This window comes from Aromatoleum petrolei, assembly GCF_017894385.1.
Classification (GTDB): domain Bacteria; phylum Pseudomonadota; class Gammaproteobacteria; order Burkholderiales; family Rhodocyclaceae; genus Aromatoleum; species Aromatoleum petrolei.
The window spans coordinates 506,831-524,135 of the sequence record NZ_CP059560.1 but is presented as its reverse complement, the minus strand read 5'-3'; the positions used below and the strand labels follow the sequence as shown (position 1 = coordinate 524,135).

The 17,305-nt window shown below is 62.6% G+C and carries 17 protein-coding genes and 1 pseudogene; 8 read left to right on the top strand and 10 right to left on the bottom strand.

Going from position 1 to position 17,305, the window contains the following annotated elements:
* Window positions 1-5: 5 nt before the first annotated feature.
* From ToN1_RS02365 to ToN1_RS02335, 7 genes are all read right to left on the bottom strand, one after another.
* Window positions 6-230: a hypothetical protein gene (locus ToN1_RS02365; RefSeq protein ID WP_169206034.1), complete on the bottom strand. Its 225-nt coding sequence runs from the start codon at window positions 228-230 to the stop codon at window positions 6-8.
* A 113-nt stretch (window positions 231-343) separates the two neighbouring features.
* Complete coding sequence (locus ToN1_RS02360) at window positions 344-1,495, bottom strand: acyl-CoA dehydrogenase family protein (RefSeq protein WP_169206035.1); 1,152 nt, start codon at window positions 1,493-1,495, stop codon at window positions 344-346.
* Window positions 1,496-1,503: 8 nt separating this feature from the next.
* A complete protein-coding gene (locus tag ToN1_RS02355) occupies window positions 1,504-2,706 on the bottom strand; it encodes an acyl-CoA dehydrogenase family protein (protein WP_169206036.1) in 1,203 nt (400 codons plus the stop codon).
* Window positions 2,707-2,714: 8 nt separating this feature from the next.
* A complete protein-coding gene (locus ToN1_RS02350) occupies window positions 2,715-3,866 on the bottom strand; it encodes a CaiB/BaiF CoA transferase family protein (protein ID WP_169206037.1) in 1,152 nt (383 codons plus the stop codon).
* A 2-nt stretch (window positions 3,867-3,868) separates the two neighbouring features.
* On the bottom strand, window positions 3,869-4,726 hold the full coding sequence (locus ToN1_RS02345; RefSeq protein WP_169206038.1) for an SDR family oxidoreductase: 858 nt from the start codon (window positions 4,724-4,726) through the stop codon (window positions 3,869-3,871).
* Between the two features lie 233 nt (window positions 4,727-4,959).
* Window positions 4,960-6,123, bottom strand: coding sequence for an acyl-CoA dehydrogenase family protein (locus ToN1_RS02340; protein WP_169206039.1), 1,164 nt, complete (start codon window positions 6,121-6,123; stop codon window positions 4,960-4,962).
* 452 nt (window positions 6,124-6,575) lie between these two features.
* Window positions 6,576-6,734, bottom strand: coding sequence for a hypothetical protein (locus ToN1_RS02335; protein WP_210147991.1), 159 nt, complete (start codon window positions 6,732-6,734; stop codon window positions 6,576-6,578).
* 222 nt (window positions 6,735-6,956) lie between these two features.
* Between ToN1_RS02335 and ToN1_RS02330 the strand changes: the two genes are divergently transcribed.
* Entirely contained in the window at window positions 6,957-7,448 is a 492-nt protein-coding gene (locus ToN1_RS02330) for a PaaI family thioesterase (protein WP_169206040.1), read from the top strand.
* A gap of 128 nt (window positions 7,449-7,576) precedes the next feature.
* Here the strand turns inward: ToN1_RS02330 and ToN1_RS02325 are convergent, their stop codons facing one another.
* A complete protein-coding gene (locus tag ToN1_RS02325) occupies window positions 7,577-8,317 on the bottom strand; it encodes an EAL and HDOD domain-containing protein (protein ID WP_244860945.1) in 741 nt (246 codons plus the stop codon).
* A gap of 265 nt (window positions 8,318-8,582) precedes the next feature.
* Here ToN1_RS02325 and ToN1_RS02320 point away from each other — a divergent pair, with 265 nt between their 5' ends.
* From ToN1_RS02320 to ToN1_RS02295, 6 genes and pseudogenes are all read left to right on the top strand, one after another.
* Window positions 8,583-9,797 carry an acyl-CoA dehydrogenase family protein gene (locus ToN1_RS02320; RefSeq protein WP_169206041.1) on the top strand — a complete coding sequence of 405 codons (1,215 nt, stop codon included), beginning with the start codon at window positions 8,583-8,585 and terminating at the stop codon, window positions 9,795-9,797.
* A gap of 26 nt (window positions 9,798-9,823) precedes the next feature.
* Window positions 9,824-10,090, top strand: coding sequence for a hypothetical protein (locus ToN1_RS02315; protein WP_169206042.1), 267 nt, complete (start codon window positions 9,824-9,826; stop codon window positions 10,088-10,090).
* A gap of 171 nt (window positions 10,091-10,261) precedes the next feature.
* Complete coding sequence (locus ToN1_RS02310; protein ID WP_169206043.1) at window positions 10,262-11,428, top strand: acyl-CoA dehydrogenase family protein; 1,167 nt, start codon at window positions 10,262-10,264, stop codon at window positions 11,426-11,428.
* 35 nt (window positions 11,429-11,463) lie between these two features.
* Window positions 11,464-12,429: an NAD(P)H-dependent flavin oxidoreductase gene (locus ToN1_RS02305; protein WP_169206044.1), complete on the top strand. Its 966-nt coding sequence runs from the start codon at window positions 11,464-11,466 to the stop codon at window positions 12,427-12,429.
* 61 nt (window positions 12,430-12,490) lie between these two features.
* Window positions 12,491-12,735, top strand: a pseudogene (locus ToN1_RS24675) (helix-turn-helix domain-containing protein); the annotation flags it as partial.
* 9 nt (window positions 12,736-12,744) lie between these two features.
* On the top strand, window positions 12,745-13,629 hold the full coding sequence (locus ToN1_RS02295; protein ID WP_169206045.1) for an SDR family NAD(P)-dependent oxidoreductase: 885 nt from the start codon (window positions 12,745-12,747) through the stop codon (window positions 13,627-13,629).
* A 452-nt stretch (window positions 13,630-14,081) separates the two neighbouring features.
* Here the strand turns inward: ToN1_RS02295 and ToN1_RS02290 are convergent, their stop codons facing one another.
* Together ToN1_RS02290 and ToN1_RS02285 are read right to left on the bottom strand one after the other, a co-directional pair.
* Window positions 14,082-15,275, bottom strand: a complete 1,194-nt coding sequence (locus ToN1_RS02290; protein ID WP_169206046.1) for an acyl-CoA dehydrogenase family protein — start codon at window positions 15,273-15,275, stop codon at window positions 14,082-14,084.
* The gene (locus tag ToN1_RS02285) at window positions 15,272-16,075 is read right to left on the bottom strand and encodes an enoyl-CoA hydratase/isomerase family protein (protein WP_169206047.1); all 804 of its coding nucleotides are present in this window, start codon (window positions 16,073-16,075) and stop codon (window positions 15,272-15,274) included. Before ToN1_RS02285 ends, ToN1_RS02290 begins: the two co-directional genes overlap by 4 nt.
* A gap of 370 nt (window positions 16,076-16,445) precedes the next feature.
* Here ToN1_RS02285 and ToN1_RS02280 point away from each other — a divergent pair, with 370 nt between their 5' ends.
* A complete protein-coding gene (locus tag ToN1_RS02280; protein WP_169206048.1) occupies window positions 16,446-17,219 on the top strand; it encodes an SDR family NAD(P)-dependent oxidoreductase in 774 nt (257 codons plus the stop codon).
* Window positions 17,220-17,305 lie beyond the last annotated feature (86 nt).

Sequence of the window (17,305 nt, the reverse complement as noted above, 5' to 3'; positions counted from 1 at the left end):
ATCATTTATTCGGTCAGGTGCTCAGCGGGCGATTCCACCCTCGCCAACCGGTGCATTGCGGCTCGGTGCTCCCGCGCCCCGCGCGCGAAACGCGTCATTTCGGCGGGAGCCAGGTCATTCACCAGCGGCACGCTGGCGAGCAGGTGGCGGATGCGGTCGAATTCCGCGACTGCGGTTCTTTCTGGTGCCGGGTCATATCTGTGCCTAGCAACGCGATCGAATTCGATCATGGCATCACCGTGTCAGTGGTGTAGAAGAGCGGCAGTCGCACGGGCAGTTCCGCGGGTTTGCGGATCGTGACGTCGTGCTGGTATCGGGAGGCACAGCGAGCGTGGAGGAAGCGTCACGCGGCACTCGGCAGTCCGCCGGCCAGGGCGAGTGCGGAGAGGTGATGGTGGGTGTCGCCGAACAGGATTTCCAGCACGGTCAGGTGGCGGTAGTAGTGTCCGACGTTGCACTCCTCCGTCACCCCGATGCCCCCGTGGAGCTGGATCGCCTGAGTGCCTACGAATCTCGCCGATTTGCCGATCTGCACCTTGGCAGCGGAGATCGACCTCGAGCGTTCAACCGCATCCTTTTCGTCGGCCATCATGGTGGCGAACATCGCCATGCTTCGCGCCTGCTCCACCGCCACTAGCATGTCGACGGCACGGTGCTGGAGCGCCTGGAAGGAACCGATGGTGACGCCGAACTGCTTGCGCACCTTGAGGTACTCGACCGTAATCTCGGTAGCTTTCTCCATCGCGCCCACCGCCTCGGTGCAGATCGCGGTCAGCGCGATGTCCACGACCCGCTCGATGAGGGGCAGGGCCTCGGCGGTGGTGCCGATCAGTGCAGTGGAAGGAACACGGACATTGCACAGGTCGACATCGGCCGCTCGCCAGCCGTTTTGCACCGTGTAGCTGCGGCGCGCGACGCCGACAGCCTTCGCGTCCACAAGGAACAGGGCAATCCCGTCACGGTCTCGTCGATCGCCGGAAACCCGCGCGGATACGATCAGCCAGTCGGCGCTGTCACCATGCAGCACGTGGCGCTTCGCTCCGTTGAGCAGCCAGCCGTCCCCTTCTTTCCGGGCGGTGGTGGCCACGTCCGCGAGGTCGAAACGCGACTGTGTCTCGCCGTGGGCGAAGGCCATGAGCAGGCCGCCATCGGAAATCGACGGAATCAGGTCCGCACGCTGGGCCGCGGAGGCGCCCAGGCGCAGCAGATTGCCGCAGACCACGACGGTCGACAGGTAAGGCTCCAGCACGAGGCCGCGACCGAACGCTTCCATCACCAACATGGTCTCGACGGGGCCGCCGCCGAAGCCGCCGTCTTCCTCGCTGAAGGGCAGGGCGAGCAAGCCCATCTCGGCGAATTGGGCCCACCGCTTGCGGCTCCAGCCGTCGGGCTGCGCCGCATAGGTCTTGCGCGACTCGAAGTCGTACTGCTCGGCGATCAGGCGGTCGACGCTATCCTTGAGCATCCGCTGTTCGTCGGAAAGATCGAAGTTCATGAGCGTCCTTACAATCCGAGAATGGCCTTGGCCACGATGTTGTGCTGGATCTCGTTGGAGCCGCCGACGATGGAGACGTGGCGGGCGAAGTAGGCGTTGGGCGCTGTCGCCAGTGCCCAGTCGTGTTCGGCTTCGGTTTCGCTCTTGATGCCACGCAGGAAGTCCCTGTCGTATTCGAACGCGTCGTAGCCCGCCACTTCCATCAGCAACTCGGCTGCGGCCTGCTGCAACTCCGATCCCTTGATCTTGAGGATTGAGGTCTTGGGGTCGGGCTTGTCGCTCGCGGCCTTCATGCTCTCCGAGATGACGCGCATTTGGGTCATTTCCAGAGCCTTCAGTTCGACCTCGATTGCGGCGACGCGCTCTCGGAAGGCGGGATCCTCGACCAGTGTCTTGTCGCCCAGCATCACTTTGGCAGCGAGCTCTTTCGCCCGGCGGACACGGTACTTGGACACACCGACGCGCGCGATGCCGCTGCGTTCGTGGCCGAGCAGGAACTTGGCATAATCCCACCCCTTGTTTTCCTCCCCTACGCGGTTGGCCACCGGTACGCGGACGTTGTCGAGGAACATCTCGTTGGTCTCGTGGTTGCCATCGAGGGTGATGATCGGGCGCACGGTGATGCCCGGCGATTTCATGTCGATCAGCAAGTAGCTGATGCCCTGCTGCTTCTTCGCTGCGGGGTCGGTGCGCACCAAACAGAAGCACCAGTCGGCGTGGTGGGCCTGCGAGGTCCACAGCTTCTGGCCGTTGATGATGTAATGATCGCCGTCGCGGACTGCCGTGGTGCGCAGGGATGCCAGGTCGGAGCCGGCTCCGGGCTCGGAGAAGCCCTGGCAGAACCAGTAGTCGTGCGTGGCAATCCTCGGGAGGAAATGCTTTTTCTGGTCGTCCGTGCCGAAGGCGATCAGTACCGGGCCGATCATGTTGACGTTGAAAGAGACCGGCTCCGGTACAGGAGACATGTGCATCTCTTCCCTGAATATGTACTGCTTGACGGCATTCCAGCCCGTGCCGCCCCATTCCTTGGCCCAAGCCGGCGTCGCCCAACCTTTTTCGTGGAGGATGCGCACCCAGCGCTTCATTTCCTCTTTGGAAATTCTTTGTCCGAGCTCGCACTTGCGGCGGATGTCCGCAGGAAGCGCGGTTTTAAAGAAGTTCCGGACTTCGTCGCGGAAGGCCAGTTCTTCGTCTGTATAGCGCAGATCCATGGAATTCCTCAGTCGATGACGCCTTCGGCGCGCAGCCGGGCGATTTCTTCGCCACTGAACCAGGAGGCGAGAGCCTTGTCTGCGTTCGCCGAATTGGCTTCCTGGGGCGGGGTCGGTATGTCGGGCTTGGTGCGGCTGAATTTGGGCGCGGGCGCGGGTTGCACTACACCGCCCACCTCGATGAACACGCCGCGCGCCTTCATGTGGGGATGCTCGGGTGCTTCGAGGAAACTCAGAACGGGGGAGGCGCAAGCGTCGCTATGCTCTAGGATTGCCGCCCACTCGTCACGCGTCCTTGTTTTGAAACGGTCAGCGACGATCGCCTTGGCGGCCTTCCAGTTGCCTGCTTCCATCTGCTTGCCGATGGTCGCCGGATCGATATCCATCAATTTGAGCCATTCGGCATAAAACTTCTCTTCGATGGGGCCCACACAGATATAGCGGCCGTCCTTGCATTCGTAGGAATCGTAGAAGTGGGAGCCCGAATCGGTAATGTTGGTGCCGCGCGTACCCGGCCCGGATTTCCAGATTCCGGCGGCGAGCATGCCGAAGAAGGTCGTGGCGAGGTTCGCCGCCCCATCCACGATGGCTGCATCCACCACTTGGCCCTTCCCCGAGGCGCGCGCCTCGATGATGCCCGCCAGAATGCCGAGGGCCAGATAGAGCGAACCGCCGGCGTAGTCGCCGAGGAGATTGAGGGGAATCGAAGGCGGCTCGCCCTCGCGCCCGATTGCGTCGAGGATGCCGGTCAGTGCGAGGTAGTTGATGTCGTGACCTGCCCACTTGGCCATGGGCCCGTCCTGCCCCCACCCGGTCATTCGCCCGAAGATCAGGCGCGGGTTGCGGGCGAGACAGGTGTCCGGGCCGAGACCCAGGCGCTCGGTGACGCCGGGACGGAAGCCCTCGATCAGGGCGTCGGCCTGTTCCACCAGCTTCAACACCATCTCGACCGCGTGCGGATCCTTCAGGTCCACGTTGATGACGTGACGATTGCGCAGCAGCGTGTTGTACTTCAGCGGGCGCTCGATGCCGAGCTTGACCGCCACCTTGCGATCGACGCGGATCACGGTCGCGCCGAGATCGGCGAGCAGCATCGCGCACATCGGCCCTGGGCCGATGCCGGCAAGTTCGACGATCTTGATTCCGGCAAGAGGGCCCATGGTTACTTGGCCCCCTTGGACCGCATCGCGTCCCACTGCTCGTCGGACCAGTCCTGCATCGCGCGGAAGCTGGGGCCACCAACGCCTTGCATCCAGCGGCCACCGTCCATGACAACGAGGTCGCCGGTCACGTAGCCCGAGCCGTCGCTCGCCAGGTAGGCAAAAAGGTTGGCGAGTTCGGCGTGGTCGCCGAAGCGGCGCAGGGGAACACTGCTCTCCTGGCGCTCCACCTGGGACCCCGGGGGATACAACTGCTCCCAGGCTCCGGGGGTGGGGAACAGACCGGGCGCTACGGCGTTGAGGCGGATGTCCTTGGGGCCCCATTCCACCGCCAGACTGCGAGTCATCGCCAGCACGCCGGCCTTGCAGGCGGCGGAGGGCACGGTAAACGCGGAGCCGGTGAAGGAGGGCGTGGACACCGTGCTGATGACATTGCCGGGGCGGCCGCCCTCGATCCAGCGGCGCCCGGCGGCGATGGTGCAGTAGAGCGTGCCGTGAAGGGTGGTGTCGAGGACGGAGTCGACCGCGCGGTGGGAGAGTTTTTCGGAACGGGCAATGAAGTTGGCTGCCGCGTTGTTCACCAGCACGTCGAGCGGGCCCTCGCGCCAGATCTCGTCCATCATCGCTTCGACGGCTTCGCCGTCGCGGATGTCGCAGGAGATGGTCTCGATCTTGCTGCACGTGTCGCCGAGGGCCGCACGGAATTCCTCTGCGGTGGCATCGAGCACCTCCTTGCGCCGCCCGCAGATCACCAACTGGGCGCCGAGTTCCAGGTAGCGCTTGCCGATGGCTTTTCCCAGACCAGTGCCGCCACCGGTGACGAGGATCTTCTTCTCTTTTAGCAGGTCGTCTTTGAACATGTCCTGATCACTCTTCGACCATATCCTGTTGCTCGGAGACTAATCGGGGCGTGTCGTCAGGCTCGGATAGCTCGTCCCGTCGTTCCACGTAGTTGCGCGAGATACCAGCGAGCTGCTGTGATAGGGACATACCGGCGGCAGAGTGCTGCCGAGCAGCACGACGGCGGCCGGAAGCCCAGCCCGGCCTTAGCGATGGTCTGAGAGTCAACAACATGTCATTTCTCCGGGCGCAATTAGCGCTTCGCCGCGCGGCCGAGAATCCCGTCGGCGATGATGTTGCGCTGGATCTGGTTGGTTCCTTCCAAAATCTGCACCACTTTCGCGTCCCGGAAGTAGCGATTGATCGGATATTCGGCGGATACGCCGGCGGCACCGAAGAGTTGCACCGCGTCGGTGGCGACCTGCATGGCCACGTCGGAGGCGAAGCACTTGGCCATTGCGGCCATCGGTGCCAACTCCCGGCCGGTCACCCCTGCGTCCACCATCGCGGCGGTCCGGTAGACCAGCTGACGTGCGGCCTCGGTCTTCATCGCCATGTCTGCGATCATCCAGCGGATGCCCTGAAAATCGCTGATCTTCTGGCCGAAGGCGGCGCGCTCCCTGATGTACGCAGCGGCATGGTCAATGGCGCCTTGGGCGATGCCCACCGCACGGGCGGCAACGATCGGGCGGCTGGTATTCAGTGCTTCCATTGCCACCTTGAAGCCCTGACCGCCTTCGGGGCCGAGGCGGCTGTTCTCGGGCAGGAAGGCGTTATCGAAGAATAGGGGGCAGGAAGGGATGCCGCGTGCCCCCATCTTGTCTTCTTTGCGGCCGACGGTCAGGCCCTCCACCGGCTTATCGACTATGAAAAGATTGATGCCTAAAGGTGCGCCGTCTTCCCCCTGGGTCTTCGCCGCGACCAGGATGAAGTCGGCAATGTCGGCGTTGGTGCACCAGATCTTGGCGCCGTTGAGCCGGTACCCGCCGGGCACACGGCGGGCGGTCGTCTTGATCCCTGACACGTCTGAGCCGCTCTGCGGCTCGGTCAGCGACAAGGCGCCACGCAGCTCCCCTGTGGCCAGGCCCGGGAGCAGGCGCGCCTTCTGCTCATCTGTGCCGCCGGCGAGAATGGCACCGAAGGGCGTCCATTGCACAACCAGCAGATAGCCGGTGTTGTAGCAGACGCGACCGAACTCCTCGACGGCCACGCAGGCGGACAGCAAGCTGCCAGTGCCGCCATAGTCGACCGGAAAGGGCAGGGCGAAGAGGCCCAGTTCCCTGAGCAGCTCGAACATGTCGTGAGGGTACTCCGCGCTGCGGTCGATCTCATCGGCCCTTGGCGCAACCCGCTCGCGGGCGACGCGGCGAATGAGATCCTGGATGGCAAGCTGGTCTTCGTTCAGTTCGTAGCTCATGCTGGTCCGTGGTCGAAGTCGGCGCCCTGACGAGGAGCCTAAAAAATGAATGATGTTCGTAATGGTGAACATGGCTCGCCGTAATGTCAAGATGGCTGACAGATGCCGTGGCGGGCTGCGGCGCCCATCCCATTGCCCTTAACTCATGGAAATTTCGAGCGTCGGTTTCCTCCCGCCCCCGACTCGCCGATCGCTTGGCTAAAACCCATACTCGAATGCTCTGTCGCGGACTCCTGGCGTCTGTTCTCGTCGACGTGGGCGATGATCTCAACCACGAGTGCGCGCAGCCATTGTTTGTGGGCGCGCATGGTCAGCCTGTGCATTCCATGCGGCATGCAGAGTCTCGGCAGGGCCGTTGAAGTCGGTCTCGCGAGCGATCGAGTCGGGCTACTTCGCGGCTTCGAGCCGTTGCCTGCACAAATGAATCCGCCGCAGCGCTTCTTCTGCCCGCACTAGGCTCGCTCGAGGCGCGCATCGAGCACGGCCACGCGCTTGCCCGTGCGCGCCTCGGTGTCGGCCTGTTGCCGACCGCAGTAAACCGAGGTATCGTTCTTCGATGAAAATGAATGGCATTCAAAAAACAGGTGTGCGAGCTGATCGTTGCCAGCCAACTCGATGCTTCGACTGCGACAACATTTCCGGACAAGGCGGGCGACCGAGGACTCGATTATGAGAACAGCAATCTTCAAAGGTGCCGGGACTCCCCTTGTCATTGAGCGGCGGACCGATCCAGTGCCAGGTCCCGGCGAAGTCGTTGCGCGGGTAGATCGCGTCGGTGCATGTCGGGCCGAACTGGAGGTGGGTTCCCGTGTGCTGGTGATGGGAGGCATCCAATGATGCGCGCCGATTCCGTTCATGCGGGGCGCGGAGCGGTGGAGGAGGACGCCGCTCCGCGGGGGGCGAGCATGGTTCCGGAGGGCTTCGAGCTCATCCCTCCTTTCGGGCCCTTTCATGAGCTGACCGGCCCGCTCTACCACAAGCGGGTCGAGCACGGTTACGTGGTCGGCATGCGCGTCGAGGACAAGCATCGTAACCGCGGGCAGATGGTTCACGGAGGGATGATCTGCATGCTTGCGGATACCGCCTTCTCTTGGGCCAGTGGCCATGTGCGTCCGGCGGCTGCGCAAGCGCTCACCAGTCACCTCTCCGTCGGCTTCGCCGGCAATGCCAAGCCGGGCGACTGGATCGAGGCTCACGTCGACATCGTCAAGGCGGGACGGCGTGTGGTGTTCTCAGACTGCTTCATCTGGTGCAACGGGAAACGTATCGCCCATGCGACGGCGCAGTTCCAGATTGTGAGCGTAGGCGGGGGCGCGACGGATTAGTGTTTGTGCACGGCGCGCCACGCTTTCACGCAGACCAGATCGCGGCCCACGTCATCCGCATAACGATACGGCGAACGTCGGCTGGGGTTTCCTACTGAGGTTCTCTCCTTTTGCCACGCGGCCCCCGCCTACGCCGCCAGCGTCACCGGCCGGCCAAAGAAAAAGCCCTGAAACAAGTTGAAGCCGAGTGCCAGGCAATCGGTTGCACGCTGCTTGCAGTCGACCTTTTCTGCCAGCAGTCGCAGCGGCCACATCTTCAGTCGGGCAACGAGGTTTGCGAGGGAGGCCGGCTCGAGCATGAGCGTGTCGACCTTGACGATATCCACGACGTCGAGGAGGGGTTCGTACTCCTCTCCGTAAACGCTGAAATCATCGAGCGCAAGCCGGTAGCCCTGCGCCTTCAGTTCGCGGCAGCGTCGGACGATCTCGTCACTCACGCGGATCGTCTCCAGCAATTCGATCACGACGCGCTGCTGCGGCAGTGTTTCGATCGCCTCGCTCATCAACGTCGGCCCGTCGACGTTGATGAATGCCCTGCAATCGCCCACGACCGTTTGGATGCCTAGAGTGTCGAAGGCATTGGCGATCACGGTTGCGGTGGCCATGGAATGGTCAGTAACTCGAGCGCAGCCATCCGGCCCGGCACGAAACAGAAGCTCGTACGCAATCACATTTCGGTAGCGGTCGACGATGGCCTGCCTTCCGAGAAACACGTCGGCCGGTTTCAATCCTGGTTCTTGCTTGATGTTCGGGTCCGTAATGACCTGAGGTGATGCAAAACAGTTAGAGCGATCGGCAGGTCCAGTTCCGTCCGTTCGCGCTGAAACCATAGTGCCGAACCCCAAAATCTGCTCCGTTGACCTGTCCATGTCTTGCTCCCGCCCTCTGCCGTTTCTCTTAAAATAGTGAACGATGTTCAACATAGTGAACAAGTGTCTGTGAGTCAAGGGAGAGATTGAACCGAAGGGCGGTGAGGGGTAGAGCCGGCAGGCAGCGGTGGGGCCCGGGTCGGGTCTAGGGAGTGCCCTGTTCTATAAAAAGTGAACACTGTTCGTATTTATGGGTTATTCTTGAGAGAAGGAACAACCCTTCGCCTGGGAGCATTTTCTCCCGGGGTACAGCATGGAGCGGGCAATGGACTTCATCCCTTCTTCTAACGACGAGGACTTTCGCCGGGAAGTACGGAGCTTCCTGCGCGAGCATCTGCCGGCCGAGCTGGCCTGGCGGGGGCAGCAGGGCTACCTGCCGGACAAGGAGGATTCCCTGCGCTGGACGCGGATCCTGCACGAAACCCGCGGCTGGTCAGTGCCGTTTTGGCCGAAGGAATACGGCGGCACCGGCTGGTCGGCGGCCCAACGCTACATCTTCGCGGAGGAGTGTTATCTGGCGGGGGCGCCGATCCAGAATCAGGCCGCCGTTGACCTTGTCGGGCCGGTAATCTGTCATTTCGGCACCGATAAGCAGAAACAGCGCTTTCTGCCGCCGATCCAGCGCGGGGAGGTGTTCTGGATCCAGGGCTTCTCTGAGCCGGGAGCGGGTTCCGATCTGGCCAATCTGCGCACCACCGCCATTCGTGACGGTGATCATTACGTCGTCAATGGCCAGAAGATCTGGACCAGCTTTGGCGTGTACGGTGACTGGAACTTCATGCTGGTTCGCACCGATCCGGCCGCCAAGCCGCAGAAGGGGATCTCCTTCCTGCTGGTCGACTCCCGATCGCCGGGCGTCACGATTCGTCCCATCACGAGCCTGGACGGGTGCGGTCATCTCGCGGAAGTCTTTTACGACAACGTCCGCGTGCCAGTCGAGAACTTGGTCGGCGAGGAGAACAAGGGTTGGGGGTACACCAAGTTCCTGCTCTTCAACGAGCGCGCGTTCCTCGGTGCCGAGGCGCCGGCGCTGAAGCGCTATCTCGCCAAGATTCGCCGCTACGCTTCGCGCGAAAGAGTTGGCGGGAGACCTCTAATCGAGGATCCGAACTTCGCCGCACGCATGGCGCAGTACGAGCTTGAGGTGCTCGCCATCGACATGACCGTGCAGAAGATCCTGCATCAGGGCCTCACCGAGCAGAATGGCGGCATGGCGATCGGCTCGATGCTCAAGGTTCGGGGTTCCGAGATGCATCAGAAGCTGACCGAGATGCTGGTGGAGGTGATCGGCGATTACGGCCCGGTGTTCTATCCGAGCACCGCCGACGACCCGTCGGTGCGCGAGGAGCAGTTCGTCGGCCCTGAGTATGCTCCGGGTCTTGCCGCGGAGCTGTTCTACCGCCGTGCCTGCTCGATCTACGGCGGTACGGCGGAGATCCAGCGCAACATCATCGCGAAGACCTTGTTCGGCCTCCCGTGAAACGCTTCTGACGTCCGGGAATACGTATGCACACTTCCGATCGCTCCCAGCAGAACCGGATCTTGGTCGCCAAGGTGGCAAGCTCCTACGAGACGGGCATGTTCCAGTGCGTGGGCTGGCTCACTGCCGCCTTCAAGCTGGTCTCCGCGGGTGCTTGCGCCATTTGCGCGCCTTGGGCGATCTGTACGGCCAAGCTGTATATGGATATGACGGCCAGACGTGGCGGACGTCATGCGATGGTGGCCGTGATGGTCCTTGACGAGCTGGGCTCCGATGACGCTGAAAGCCGCTGATCCTGCTTGGGGCTCGGGCGTGTTTCCGACTGCAGAGGCCTATCTGCTCGCGTTTGCCGCGGCGAGGGCCACACTCTTTCTCATGTTCATTACTACATGGCTACTGCCTGGACGATCGCCGGTGGCGGTTCAGGCCCGTGCAGCGGCCTGATTCGTAGGAGGCACCGCCGGATGAATTTCGATCTCAGCGAAGAACAGCAGATGCTGCAGGACAGCGTCCGCCGCTATGTGGACAAGTCCTACACTTTCGAGGCGCGGGCGCGGCTGGTGGCGGACGCCGGCGGTTTCAGCCGCGAGACATGGAGCACATTTGCCGAGATGGGCTGGCTGATGGCGCCCATTCCCGAAGCCTATGGCGGCCTGGGGTTCGGCGAGGTGGAGACGGCGCTGATTGCCGAGGGGCTCGGGCGCGGCCTGGTGCTCGAGCCCTACACCTTCTGCACGGTCTTCCCCGCGGCTATCCTGCGTGGCTGCGCTGGCGAGGCGCAAAAGGAGGCACTTCTTAGTGCCTTGGGCGGCGGCGAGACGCTGGTCGCGGTCGCTCACAGCGAGCCGGAGGCGCGCGGCTGCGTCGCTCACGTGTCCGCATCGGCCACGCGACGGTCCGATGGCGCTTACCTGCTGAACGGCCGCAAGAGCCTCGTCGTCGCCGCGCCGATGGCCGATCGCATCATCGTCGTCGCCCGAAGCGCCGGCGCCGTACGCGACGAGGCCGGCATTTCCCTGTTCGTCCTCGACCCGCATGGGCCGGGAGTCCGGCTCGAACCCTACCGCCTGCTCGACGGCACGCCAGCCGCCGACATCGTGCTCGAGGACGCCGTCGTGCCGGCCACCGCCTTGCTCGGCGAAGAGGGCAAGGCTTTCGCCGGTGTGCAGCGCGGGGTGGATGAGGCCATCGTGTCGCTGTGCGCGGAGACTGTCGGTGGCATGGAGGACGTGATCGCCCTGTGCGCCGAGTACCTCAAGACGCGCCAGCAGTTTGGCGTACCGATCGGCAGCTTTCAGGCCCTCCAGCACCGCATGGCCGACATGGCGATCGAGCTGATGCAGGCGCGCGCGACCCTGCACCGGGGCCTCGCGGCGCTGGCCGATCCGGGGCTCGGGGACACGAGCGCGGTGATTTCCGGCTGCAAGGCTCAGATCACCAAGAGCGCCAAGTTCGTCTCCGCCCAGGGCATCCAGTTGCACGGCGGCTACGGCATCACCGAGGAGTATCGGGTGGGCCACCACTATCGCCGGCTGGTATTGGCCGACGCCTGGTTCGGCAATCTCGACTACCACCTCGCTCGCTATGCAGCGCGCATTCAGGCCGAAGGCCGGACGATGGCTTTCGCCTGACGACCGCGCCCTCTTCACGCAAAAGGAAACGACTCATGAAGACCGCAGTCACCGAGCTTCTCGCCATCAAGTATCCGATCGTCCAGGGGGGCATGATGTGGGTCGGCCGTGCCGAGCTCGCCTCCGCCGTATCCAATGCGGGGGGGCTTGGCACGCTCACGGCGCTGACCCAGCCGACCCCGGATGCCCTGCGTGTCGAGGTTGAACGCTGCCGCGGTATGACGGACCAGCCCTTCGCCGTGAATCTCACAGTCCTGCCGACGGCGAGCCCGCCGCCGTATGCCGAGTACGTCCAGGCCATCATCGACAGCGGCGTGAAGATCGTCGAGACTGCCGGTAATGCAAAGGAATACTTCGACAGGTTCAAGGCGGCCGGCATTCGCATCATTCACAAATGCACTTCTGTGCGCCACGCTCAAAGCGCCGAGCGCAACGGGGTCGACATCGTAAGCATCGACGGTTTCGAATGCGCTGGCCATCCCGGTGACGACGACATTGGCGGCCTCGTGTTGATCCCGGCGGCAGTAAGTGCGCTGAAAATTCCGGTCATCGCATCCGGCGGCATCGCCGACGGCAGGGGACTGGCCGCGGCGCTGGCCCTTGGCGCCCAAGGCGTCAATATGGGGACGCGCTTCATGACGACGCAGGAGGCGCCGATTCATCGCAACATCAAGGAAGCACTGATCAATGGCAGCGAGCGCGACACTGTACTGATCTTCCGCACCCTCAAGAACACCGGGCGCGTGTTCCGGAACGCTATTTCCGAGGAAGTGGTGAGCATCGAGCGGCGCCCGGGGGGCTGCACCTTCGAGGATGTGAGGCCGCTCGTGACCGGTGCCCGAGGGCGCGGTACCCTGGAGTCGGGAAACGTCAATGATGGTCTCGTGTGGGGGAGCCAGGCCATCGGCCTGATGAACGACATCCCGACCTGCGCGGCGCTTCTCGAGCGAATGGTGAAGGAATGCCGGGAACAGCTCGACCGCGCACGCGCCTACATGTAATCAGGAGGCGGAAAGTAAGACAACCCATGGGGGCTTTCGCGCAGGCGCGCCCGGTATTCCCCGCTGGGTCGAAGGGCAGTCGCGCGTGGAGTACGGTTTCGACCGGCTTGTGGACGCGGGGCCTGGTGCGGGCGCTAGTGCAAAAGAACCCGCCTCAGCCTGAGCCTGTCCTCGGTCGGGACGCCGCTGGCTCGGTTTGGACTGACCGCGCAGAAGCCGCTGCAACGCGCTTACCAAGGTGATCCGGCGGCGGTTGAGCGATGGCAGCGCGACACCAAGGTGCTGCTACGGAATCAGATTCGCGAGGCAAATTCTATGAACGAGATAGAAGGACGTACTGCCGTCGTCACTGGTGCCGGCGGCGGAATCGGGCGGTCCATTGCCCTTGCCCTGGCGGACGCGGGTGCCAATGTAGTCGTGTCGGATATCGAACCGGAAGCGGCTGCAGCAGTCGCTGCAGAGGTCCGCGACCGGGGTGTTCGATCAATGATGGTCAAGACGGATGTATCGCGGCTCGATGAGGTCGAACAACTCGCTCAGGCTGCCTACAAGCAGTTTGGAGCCGTCGAGATTCTCGTCAATAACGCCGGCGTGACTCTCAGGCCCTTCCGCGCTTCGTGGGATACCAGCTACGATGACTTCCGCTGGGTGATGAGCGTGAACTTCTGGGGAGTGTTGCACGGCCATCACGTCTTTGTTCCGCGCATGCTGCAGACTGAAGGTGAAAAGCACATCGTCAACACCTCCTCGATGGCCTCGCTCCTTACCGTTCCAGGGCATTGCGCGTATTCCATATCGAAATGCGCCGTCGACGGGCTTTCTCACTGTGCGCGCGAAGAACTCAAGACACAGGGAATCGGCGTCAGCATCCTGCACCCGGGGCCGGTCCGCACGCGCATCATCTCCAGCGAGCGTCTTCGAACGGAGGAAGATCGCTCCGAGGCCCGGGGCGTAAAACCGTGGGCGGATCCGACCAGCGCCGCCAAGGCCGAACATGATGTGCGGAGCGTCCCCTCTCAAGTTGATCCAGACGTCGCGTCAAGTCCCATGGACTACATAACGGCCAATGCGATTGGCATCAAGGTTGTTGCGGGGATCAGGGGGAATATTCCGCACATTCTGACGCACCCTATCCCCGTCGAAGCGCTCCAAGCCCGTACCAACGTGGTCATTGCAGGCTTACCGCCCCACGGCGGTTGATGTGCGAAGCACCGGCCATGAGCGAGCCAACATTGCGGATCGGCTCGCATGGCATAGTAGGGCATGCGTCGATGCGGCCGCCCGGCTCTGCATAGGTGTACTCGAGGCAGACACCGCCGACATTGCCTCGCCATCACCCCATGATTGCTTGCTCAATCGGTGGAGGTTCTCCTTTCGAAGCCAGCTATCGATATTCGCTACGCAGAGTTGCCACGGCGCTTCGCTTTGGCCACTTTGCCTGGTCAAGCTCAAGCGCCGTAAGCTTCATTTCGGTCGCCCCTTTCGTTCAAGTGGTTGCGAGCACAACCACTTTGGCACAGCGATGCCGTTTCAGGAGGGGGCGACCATTCCATTAACTTGACGCACACAACTCTCGGCGATCAGTCGATCCATCAGTTCGGCAACCGACGGAATGCCGTGGATCGCTCCGACCGGCTGGCCGGAAGCGACGATCAAAGATTGAACTCCAGCTTGGCGATAATGTTTTTTTGCACTTCCCGGGTGCCACCAAAGATCGTAGAGGCGCGTTCGAACAGGAACCGGGCAGATTTTCCCGGCACGTCTGCCGGCCAGGCGTCAGAATTATGTAATGTATCGGCGTCGCTGCCGAAGAACCGCAGTGCGCGCGCGCCCAGTGCATCGACCTGAAGTTCGGTCACGCGCTGCTGCATCTCTGCGCCACAGATCTTCAACGCGGAGACCACCGCATCGGCATTGTGGCTGGTCCTTTCTCCGGCCAGGATGCGCAGCACGGACCATTCGAGTGCGTGCAGATCGGCTTCGACCCGCGCCAGCTTGCGCGCGAAATCGGGGGTATCGATGAGCGTAACGCCATTGATCCGCTCGCGCCAAGCCGACTCTTTCGCCCTTTCCAGCTCGCGCTTGTTGAAGTACAGGAAGGCGCTGGTGGTGCGCTCCTTTTCCAGCAGGTATTTGGCGTATGTCCAGCCCATGCCGGCTTCCCCGACGAGCTGATCCTTCGGCACCCGCACATTGTCGAGGAAAACCTCGTTGAGGTCGTGCCCGCCGTTGATGGCTTCGATCGGACGTATTGTGATGCCGGGCGCGTCCATCTTGACCAGCAGGAAAGAAATGCCTTTCTGCGGTTTGACCGTCTGGTCGGTGCGCACGAGGAAGAATCCCCAGTCGGATTCGGCTGCGTCGCTGGTCCAGATCTTTTGCCCATTGATGACCCATTCGTCGCCGACCAGTTTGGCATGCGTGCGCAAATTGGCGAGATCCGAACCGGCGCCCGGTTCCGAGAAGCCCTGGCACCAAATTTCGTCGCCGTTCAGCATGGGGGGCAGGAAACGTTGCCTTTGCGCTTCCGAACCAAACGCCACGAGGACGGGGGCCACCATGTGCAGGCCCTGCCAGCCATAGTCTATCCCGTCGGCCTTGTACAACTCGTCGAGGAAGATGTGCTTGCGGATCGGGCTCCATGCGGTCCCGCCGTACTGGGGTGGAAGATGGGGCGCCCCCCAGCCCTTGGCATTGAGAATCTTTTGCCAGCGGCGAAAGTCGGCGATTGGCGGCGGATACATGACGGCGGCGCGGCGCGCAATATCCGGCGGCACGTTTTCCTGCATGAACTGCCGAACCTCGAGCCGGAAGGCCTCGTCTTCTGGGCTGAAATTGAAGTTCACTGCTTGTCTCCCTGGTTGCGTTTCTGTTGGGCGATGAAGTTCGATGCGATCGTGTGATGCTCTTCGCTCAGGGTCGCGGCCAACTGGCGGCCGAGGGTGGCGTCGAGCATTTGCGCCGCCGACCGATGGAGATAGAGGTTCATGAGCTTCTTCGTCTCGCGCAGGGCTTGGCGCGGTTGCTTTAGCAGCTTGTCTGCCAAGGAGCGGGCTTCATCCATCAGTCTTTCCGGCGGCACGACCCGATTGGCCAGCCCGAATTCCACCGCCTGTTGCGGCATGATGCGGTCGCCGGTAAAGATCAGTTCCTTGGCGCGCAGCAGGCTCGTGTAGAGCGGCCAGGAAACGGAGATGCCGTCACCGACGACGAGGCCGATGTTGATGTGGGGTTCGGCCATGAACGATTTCTCCGACATCAGCACGATGTCGCACAGGGTTGCCATCGTTGCGCCCCATCCGACCGCCGGACCGTTGACCGCCGCGATGATGGGAATCGGCACGTCGATAAAACCGTGGATGGTGCGCCTTGAATTTTCCTGCACGGCCCGTGCGAAATCCGTGTCGTCGAGCGTCTTGACGAAGTGGCGCATATCGCCGCCGGCGCTGAAGGCGCGCCCCGCACCGGTGAGGATGGCCACCCTGGCCTCCGAATCCTCGGCCAGCGCGCGGAAGAGCTTGGGATAGGCGAACAGCATCTCGGTGGTCGAGGCATTGAGGTCGTTTGGGCGGTTCAGTGTGATGATGCGCAGGCCACCCTCGGCACTGACGAGGATGTCTTCGGGAAGATCGTAGAGGTTGGACATGTTTCTACCTTTTGTAGAGGTCAGATACGCGCGCCGCCATCGAGGCGCAGGAGGGGGCGCGTTGAGTAGGCGTTCCCGACGATTTGATAGACGCGTATTCGCCCGGGCAGCCGAGGCGCTTGGGATGCAGGTTCCAGCTCTTCATCTTCGTCATGTAGTGGTCGGGTACCGAGCCATCGTTCACAAGTCCGTGGACGGGTCGAAGTACGTCACTGCACGGCGATTGACGCGACCGATCGGTTCCATAAGGGCGCAGCCTGGTATGGCTTTCATCCAACAACTTTGCGATGATAAAAATTGAACAGCGTTCAAGTAACGGCTATCCTACACCTACTCGCTGTATGAATAAAGTCACCGAAAGGAGCCATTCATGATTTCCCCTCTCTTCGATCTGCGCGGCAAGGTCGCCATCATCACGGGATCCAGTCGTGGTCTTGGCCTCGCCTCGGCCCAGGGCATGGCCGAGCACGGCGCCAAAGTGGTCATCTCCGGCCGCAAGCTCGAGGCGTGCGAGAAGGCGGCCGCCGACATCCGGGCCGCGGGCGGCGAGGCGATCGCGGTCGCGAGCAACATTGGGCGCAAGGAGGAGTTGCAGGCCTTGGTGGATGCCGCGGTGGCGCAATGGGGTCGCGTTGACATCGTCATGGCGAACGCTGCCATCCACCCTTGGGTCGGTTCGGTGCTCGATCTCAAGGAAGAGACCTTCAACAAGTTCATGCAGGTCAACGTTCAGAGCAGCATCTGGCTGGCACAGATGACTGTGCCCGGCATGCTCGAGCGCGGCTACGGCCGGTTCATCGTGGTGGCCTCCATCGTCGGCTTGGTGGGTGATTCCATCACCGGCACCTACGGCATGACGAAGGCGGCGGACATGCAGTTCGTGCGCAACATGGCGAACGAATTCGCGAGTAAGGGTGTCACCGCCAACTGCATCGCCCCGGGGACCTTCAAGACGGAGATGGCTCGTTCGCAATGGGAAGACGAAGAGACGATGAAGTGGTATTTCAATCGCAATCCCTCGAAGCGCTTCGGGGACGTGGAGGAGATCGCCGGCCTCGCCGTGCTGTTGGCCTCCCCTTCCGGCGGCTACATTAATGGACAGACCATTGCCGTCGATGGCGGTCATACGGTTGCCTTCCGCTGACGAACCGGGGGCGCGTCCCAGGACAATTGCTTATCCCGTGAGGATGGCGGGCGGTTGCGGAGCAGCCTTGCCCCGCAACCGGGGAG